Raw genomic sequence first — 7113 nt, 5'->3', positions numbered from 1 at the left:
TAAATATGAAGAGGTGTATCTCAAAGCTTACAGCAGTGTCATAGATGCGAAAAAGCAATTGAGCGCATATTTTGAGTTTTATAATTTGAAACGACCTCATTCAAGTCTAGACAAAATGACACCAAATGAGTTTTACTATGATCAGCTGCCTCAACAAAACAAGGTGGCTTAACTAGAGCAGAATATCAATTATAAATAAGCTTTTAGTTGTTCAAACAAGTGGAACCACCTCTAAATTTTCAGCTTGAACAGTGTCTTTGGATATTAAATTTATCGTGAACTCATCAACGCATAATGATTTCTTTTGTGACGATACATATTTTGGTCTGCAGTTTTAATCAAGTGGGCAATGTCACCGACTTGAGTTGTACTCGATATGCCCATTGAAACACTCAAAACCCGACCATGAGCATTCGCGTCCGTAATTTTTCTGTCAATTTTTGAATACAGTTCCATAGCATCTTGCTCATCAGCATTTGGCATAAGAATAACAAATTCATCTCCACCAACTCGTGAAACAGTATATTTAGAATCTTGAACGACATCAGAGAGAATCGAAGAAAATTGTTTCAGTAATTCATCACCAAAATGATGGCCTTTAAGATCATTCACATCTTTTAATCCATTTAAATCCATATAAATGCAAGACAAAGATGAAACTTGTGCGTTTTGCAATCTTGCAACTTCCTCCATAAAAAAAGTACGATTGTGTAATTCTGTGAGTTGATCGTACTTACTCATAAAATTAAGGTGATTTTCTAATTTTTTACGTTCTGTAAAATCTGTGTAAGCAATTTGAATGGTTTTCCAAGAGTCTGACAGGTCTGGAAAAATATTCAATTTCTCTAAAACGTAAATTTCTTCGCCAGTGGAAGTGAAGTATTGAACCTCTGTTTGGTATTCGAAATCAGTTGGATTGGCATAGGTACGCGCCAAACTCAGTAACTGAGTTTTAAAATGTTTCAATATCTCTTTAGAGTAAATACTTGGAATCTGCTGGTTAAATAAATCGCTATCCAGTTTAAATAAAGATAAAAATGCTTTATTTACATAAGTCGACTGAATAGAGTTAAAGCATGATAAGACAAATTCCGGATGTGTTTCTATATATTTTGGCAAATCAAAGATTTGATTACTATTTAATAGATCAAAGCTTTTTTTGATTTCACTGTAATCTTTTACCCACAATGCTGTAGGGGAATGCATAAAAATAGATTCGGCAAATCGGCGAGCATTTTGGTAATCAGAAATATGTTCAGTGGTCAGTAAAAGTAATCCCCAAGTATCTTCATATCCAGTGACTATATTGGCACTTAATTGGATGTCGATTTGCTTACCTTTACAGGTATAGTTCACAACTGGGATGGCATAGCGCAATTGATGATTCCAAAGCGCACAAAAAAACTTAATTTGGTAACTGGTGACTTCAGGCGTTAAAAATTTAATGAAATTTTCCAAAATCTCATTCAAATCCTTGGCTTCATAAAGATCAAGTGTACTCTGATTCACATGCAAGGTATGAATAGTGGCTAAACACTCATTGAGGCGACCCAAATCTTCATGCAGAAATTCTTCAAAATTCTCCACACCATCATCTTTCCAACGTTGGAATATTTTTTTAACGCCACTAAAGTCTTGTAACCACATTGAAATTGGGGACAGATTAAAGATTGTTAAATCAAACTGCTCCATCCTGAATTACCTATAACTTTCGCTTAACGTGCTTTATGATTAATATAAGGCATTGTTTTATAAATAATCAATCACTGATACAGTGATTTAGATAAATTTATAAATATCATAAGAAAATCATTTTTTGGCTCTGTGCGCTGCTCTAGGTGGTGAAATTTCTCTTAGGCCTGTCCAAACGTCAATAAAGTCTTTCTCATTGATATGATATAGCTCTAACAATGCCAAAATTACGCCACCGAAAATGAGATTACCTTCTACATCTTCTTTTAGCTCAGGCAAATGTGTAGCGACATTATGCAAAATGTCTTGGATTTCAAAGATTCGATCGCGACCATTACTATCATGTGGATACATCGGAGTATTTACAACAATCGTGGCTAAGCTTTTTTCCGCATCAGTCAAATCAAGTTGTTGAATTTGTTCTGCAGCATTGTCATTGGCGATAATGTCTTCACAAATAAAGGTATGTAAAAGACGTTGCGTGAGTTTAGGTAAGGTTCTCTCTACGAAAGGACGGAAAGATTCAGGGAAAATGACATTTTTTGAAATACCCTTAAACATGGGGGCTATTTCTTCAACTTTATAGCCCGCAACCCCACAGCCTATAGCTGTAATAAAGTAAGTATTATTGGGGTGATTTTTCGTATAAATTTTAAAATCTTCAATATAGTGTTCAATTTGTGATAGTGGCATTTGCTGTAAATGCTCATTCATCGTTGGAATAGCGTAACTTTGTCCAGACCAGCCACGTCCAGCACCTTTTATTGCACCAAAATGCTGAAGAGCAATCTTTGCAGCTCCACCTTGATGGGTACCTGCCATATTGCTACCAAAAACAAAAATGATGTTTTCAGCTAAAGATTTGATAATGCTTTCATCATGGTAATGGTAAGTCATGGGGTTCACATTGCTAAATAGGCTTAATCTCATGTTGCAGTTGATTCGATTAATGGTCAAGTTAAACTTAGTGCTATCTATTTTTAACCATATTTATTTGGCCATAGTTATAGAAATAAACACTCTTCAACATTTAACTGTGTAGAGTTCTGATACACTTTATTTCATTACGAATCTTTTTAAATGTTGCGAGATAAATTGTGAGTGACAGCCGTCCTTTTGAACTGGTAACCAACTACAAACCTGCAGGGGATCAGCCTCAGGCTATTGAGAAGTTGGTAAATGGTGTGAGGCAGGGATACAAGGATCAGTTACTCCTTGGGGTAACGGGTTCAGGTAAGACCTACACGATGGCTAACGTGATTTCCCAATTACAACGTCCAACCATTGTAATGGCACATAACAAAACACTCGCAGCGCAATTGTACGGCGAATTTAAAGCATTCTTCCCCAATAACGCTGTTGAATACTTCGTTAGTTATTATGATTATTATCAGCCAGAAGCTTATGTGCCTTCGTCAGATACTTTTATCGAAAAAGATTCAGCCATTAATGATCATATTGATCAAATGCGTCTGTCGGCAACACGATCATTATTAGAACGTAAAGATGCGATCATCGTTGCATCAGTGTCCGCGATTTATGGTTTGGGTGACCCGAATGCTTACATGAGCATGTTATTGCATATTGTTCAGGGTGATCGGGTGACTCGAGATGATCTGATTCGCCGTTTAGTAGAAATGCAATATACTCGCAACGAGCTTGAATTCTTACGTGGTACCTATCGCATTCGCGGCGAAATCTTAGATATTTTCCCTGCTGAATCAGATCAAAATGCCATCCGTATTGAATTGTTTGATGATGAAGTGGATTCAATCCGATGGTTTGATCCTTTAACGGGGAAAATGGTACGCAAAGTACCTCGCATTACCATTTACCCAAAAAGTCATTACGTTACGCCAAAAGATAATCTTCAACGTGCAATTGGAACGATTCGTGAAGAACTCAAAGAACGCTTAGAGTTCTTTAGAGCACATGATAAGTTGCTTGAAGCACAGCGTATTGAACAACGCACGCGTTATGATTTAGAAATGATGCAACAGTTGGGCTATACCAACGGCATTGAAAACTATTCCCGTCATTTATCTGGTCGACCTTCGGGTGAAGCACCCCCAACGTTATTTGATTATATTCCTGAAGATGCCTTATTGATTATTGATGAATCGCACGTTTCTGTTCCTCAAATTGGTGCAATGTATAAAGGTGACCGTTCACGTAAAGAGAATTTGGTGAATTACGGCTTCCGTTTGCCAAGTGCTTTGGATAATCGTCCAATGAAATTTGAAGAGTGGGAGCGAATCATTCCAACAACGATTTATGTCAGTGCTACGCCAGCAAAATATGAGCTCGAGAAGTCTCAACAAATTGCTGAACAAGTGGTTCGTCCAACAGGTTTGATTGATCCTGAAATTGAAATCCGTCCTGTGCTGACGCAGGTCGATGATGTGTTGTCCGAAATCAATGCACGACGAGAGTTAAATGAACGCGTCTTAGTCACTACATTAACCAAGCGAATGGCAGAAGATTTAACGTCTTACTTGAAAGAATATGGTATTAAAGTTGCCTATTTACACTCTGATATTGATACGGTTGAGCGCGTCAAAATTATTCATGAATTACGTAGTGGTATCTACGACGCCATCGTAGGAATCAACTTACTTCGTGAAGGTTTAGACATGCCCGAAGTTTCTTTAGTGGCAATTTTAGATGCTGATAAAGAGGGTTTTTTACGCTCTGAACGATCGTTGATTCAAACCATTGGTCGTGCTGCGCGTAATCTGAAAGGCAAAGCAATTTTGTATGCAGATCGAATTACGGACTCGATGCGTAAAGCGATTGATGAAACAGATCGACGCCGAACAAAGCAAATTGAATTTAACCTTAAGCACGGGATTACTCCTCGCTCGGCTGTTCGCCAAGTGGTGAAGGAATTGGATACGGGAGAGGTACTAGATGATGATCAAATTGAACAAAGCATATCAGATCAAGCCCGTGCATTAAGTGCAGATGAACGACATATTTTATCTGATCCAAAGCTGTTGGCGAAACAATTAGCAAAACTTGAAAAAGAGATGCTTAAGGCTTCTAAAGAATTACAGTTTGAACAGGCAGCTCGATTTCGAGACGAAATTGTACGTTTAAAAGCGCAGCTCATCCAATAAAATGATCCCATATAAAGAATATGATTTTGGATAATTAATTGTTCAAAATCATTACATAACACTACATTTATATGTTAAGAAATAGTGTTACTTTAAAAATGAAAAATAATATTCCTTAAACTTTATCATCCGCAGGTCAAAATATGGCTATTAAAACTCTTCCGAAAACCAGTTACAAAGTGGGTAAAATTGTTATAGGTAGTGCTTTGCTTGTAGGATTAAGTCTTGCAACTATGACACATGCTAAAAATCCACCGCTTAAGCCAGTAGACAGTGTTGAGCTGGATCGTTATTTAGGTGTGTGGTATGAAGTCGCAAGAAAGCCACTCTATTTTCAAAATAAGTGTGATCGTGATGTTTCTGCAACTTACACTTTAAATGAAAATGGCAATGTGAATGTAGACAATAAGTGCTATTCAAAAGACGGCAAGTTAAACCAGTCTGTTGGTGAAGCTTTTGTTCAAAACGCACCTGCTAATTCAAAATTGAAAGTGAGCTTCCTACCAACTGCAATCCGTTGGTTGCCGCTAGGTCGTGGTGATTATTGGGTGCTTAAAATTGATGATGATTATCAAACAGTTTTAGTGGGTGAGCCTGATCGTAAATATATGTGGGTACTTTCTAGAAATGCACATCCGAATGAGCAAGTTGTAGGTGAGTACCTAGACTACGCAAAATCAGTAGGTTATGACCTCAGTGATGTAATCAAAACCAAACACACAGAAAAATAATTTTAAAAAGCCAAGCGATGATTTGCTTGGCTTTTTTTGATCATTTTTAGAATAAAATCAAATCCTAAACCATTCTATGATGCTTAAAAATAGATATTTAATACTCGATATCCACTATTAGCTCAATTCTTAGCAATTTAACACTATAATGCCTGCATACTTTGTTTGGAACACTCAATGTTTAAAGGCATCGCGTTATCAGTGTTAGCATCAGTCACTTTTGGTGTCTTGTATTTCTACACTCAATTTTTAAAGCCTTTAGACAGTGAACAAACCTTTGCATGGCGGATGCTAGCAACAATCCCTTTCTTGACGCTTTTTTTATGGTGGACTGGTGATTTAAAACTGGTTGCAAGCATATTTCGCCGTATTCTCAAACAACCGATATTAATTATATGGTTACTATTTAGTTCATTTTTATGTACCACTCAATTATGGCTCTTCCTTTGGGGGCCTATTAATGGTCGTGGACTAGAGGTATCGCTCGGATATTTTTTACTACCACTGGTGATGGTCCTTTTTGGTTGTCTTCTATATAAAGAAAAGCTGTCGAATTGGCAGATCGCCGCAGTCATTTGTGCTGTGATTGGCGTAAGTCATGAAATATGGCGTATAGGAACAATTGCTTGGGAGACTGCTTATGTGGCCATTGCTTATCCTGTTTATTTTTTCTTAAGACGTAAGTTTCAAACTGATCATCTAGGCGGCTTTTGGTGGGATTTATTCCTAGTGCTGCCTATGGCATTTTATTTAGTATTGAGTTATAGCGATCCGCTAGGCATGTTTGTTTCATTCCCTCATTTAATATGGGCAGTAATGGGTTTAGGTTTTTTAAGTGCGTTTGGGCTGGGCAGTTATATGCTCGCAAGTCGTTATTTGCCTTTTGTTATATTTGGATTACTGAGTTATTTAGAACCCGTACTTTTAGCATTTGCTTCCATTATGCTTGGCGAGCGAGTTGAGGGTGGGGAATGGTTGACTTATATCCCAATTTGGTTTGCAGTCGGACTTTTGGTGCTAGAAGGTGTGGTATATATGTTCAAGCGTAAAAATAATACTGAAAACTTGCAGTTTAATGTAGAAAAAACTAAAGAAAGAATTGGGAATTGAAAGTTTTTGTTTTTTAATCATTTATTTTTATTTTATATTAAAGGTGTATATTAAATAAACTATTTGGAGCTGATTAATTAGAATTTTAAAAATTTAAAATCAGATGATTATTAGACCTCTTGCGAAAGTCATTATTGCAAGTTTATCCGGTTTACCAGTGCAGCGATTAAGCTAATGCGTAAACCGAATCGCTTGCGTCTATTTCGGTAGCGTTCACTCAATATTCTAAATGTTTTTAATTGACGATTGATGTGTTCAATCACAATTCGTATTTCTCCAATGATTTTATTGTACTTTTTCTCAATATCAGATAAGGCAGAATTCTTCTTTTTCTTAATAGGAGTCAATAGCTTAAATCCACGCTCCTCTAGTCCATGATACCCTAAATCAGTAACCACATATTCACAATGCTTGAATTTTGCAATCGTTTTTCTTGCCAATTTAATGTCATGTTGACTACC

7 protein-coding genes are annotated in these 7113 nt (G+C 36.8%); 4 read left to right on the top strand and 3 right to left on the bottom strand.

Going from position 1 to position 7113, the window contains the following annotated elements:
* The coding region (locus AC5YD2_RS15960; protein WP_496126930.1) for an integrase core domain-containing protein at positions 1–172 on the top strand (172 nt) is incomplete at its 5' end.
* A gap of 98 nt (positions 173–270) precedes the next feature.
* Here the strand turns inward: AC5YD2_RS15960 and AC5YD2_RS15955 are convergent.
* Both AC5YD2_RS15955 and AC5YD2_RS15950 read right to left on the bottom strand, forming a co-directional pair.
* Positions 271–1692: a diguanylate cyclase domain-containing protein gene (locus AC5YD2_RS15955; RefSeq protein WP_496127239.1), complete on the bottom strand. Its 1422-nt coding sequence runs from the start codon at positions 1690–1692 to the stop codon at positions 271–273.
* A 117-nt stretch (positions 1693–1809) separates the two neighbouring features.
* Complete coding sequence (locus AC5YD2_RS15950) at positions 1810–2589, bottom strand: A1S_2505 family phage non-structural protein (RefSeq protein ID WP_496127238.1); 780 nt, start codon at positions 2587–2589, stop codon at positions 1810–1812.
* A gap of 200 nt (positions 2590–2789) precedes the next feature.
* Here AC5YD2_RS15950 and uvrB point away from each other — a divergent pair, with 200 nt between their 5' ends.
* From uvrB to rarD, 3 genes are all read left to right on the top strand, one after another.
* Positions 2790–4811, top strand: coding sequence for an excinuclease ABC subunit UvrB (uvrB, locus tag AC5YD2_RS15945; RefSeq protein ID WP_496127237.1), 2022 nt, complete (start codon positions 2790–2792; stop codon positions 4809–4811).
* A 143-nt stretch (positions 4812–4954) separates the two neighbouring features.
* On the top strand, positions 4955–5542 hold the full coding sequence (locus AC5YD2_RS15940) for a lipocalin family protein (RefSeq protein WP_496127236.1): 588 nt from the start codon (positions 4955–4957) through the stop codon (positions 5540–5542).
* A gap of 177 nt (positions 5543–5719) precedes the next feature.
* Entirely contained in the window at positions 5720–6652 is a 933-nt protein-coding gene (gene rarD / locus AC5YD2_RS15935) for an EamA family transporter RarD (protein ID WP_496127235.1), read from the top strand.
* 131 nt (positions 6653–6783) lie between these two features.
* Here the strand turns inward: rarD and AC5YD2_RS15930 are convergent.
* A partial coding sequence (locus AC5YD2_RS15930) for a transposase family protein (RefSeq protein ID WP_496125492.1) occupies positions 6784–7113 on the bottom strand: 330 nt, incomplete at its 5' end.

It is taken from the genome of Acinetobacter sp. CY73, assembly GCF_059515865.1.
Note: the sequence above shows the minus strand (reverse complement) of the source record. Positions and strands in the feature narration are given on the sequence as shown.

Coding starts and splice junctions, on each gene's coding strand:
- AC5YD2_RS15955 (WP_496127239.1), bottom strand. CDS start 1,692: ATGGAGCAGTTTGATTTAACAATCTTTAATCTGTCCCCAATTTCAATG.
- AC5YD2_RS15950 (WP_496127238.1), bottom strand. CDS start 2,589: ATGACTTACCATTACCATGATGAAAGCATTATCAAATCTTTAGCTGAA.
- AC5YD2_RS15940 (WP_496127236.1), top strand. CDS start 4,955: ATGGCTATTAAAACTCTTCCGAAAACCAGTTACAAAGTGGGTAAAATT.
- rarD (WP_496127235.1), top strand. CDS start 5,720: ATGTTTAAAGGCATCGCGTTATCAGTGTTAGCATCAGTCACTTTTGGT.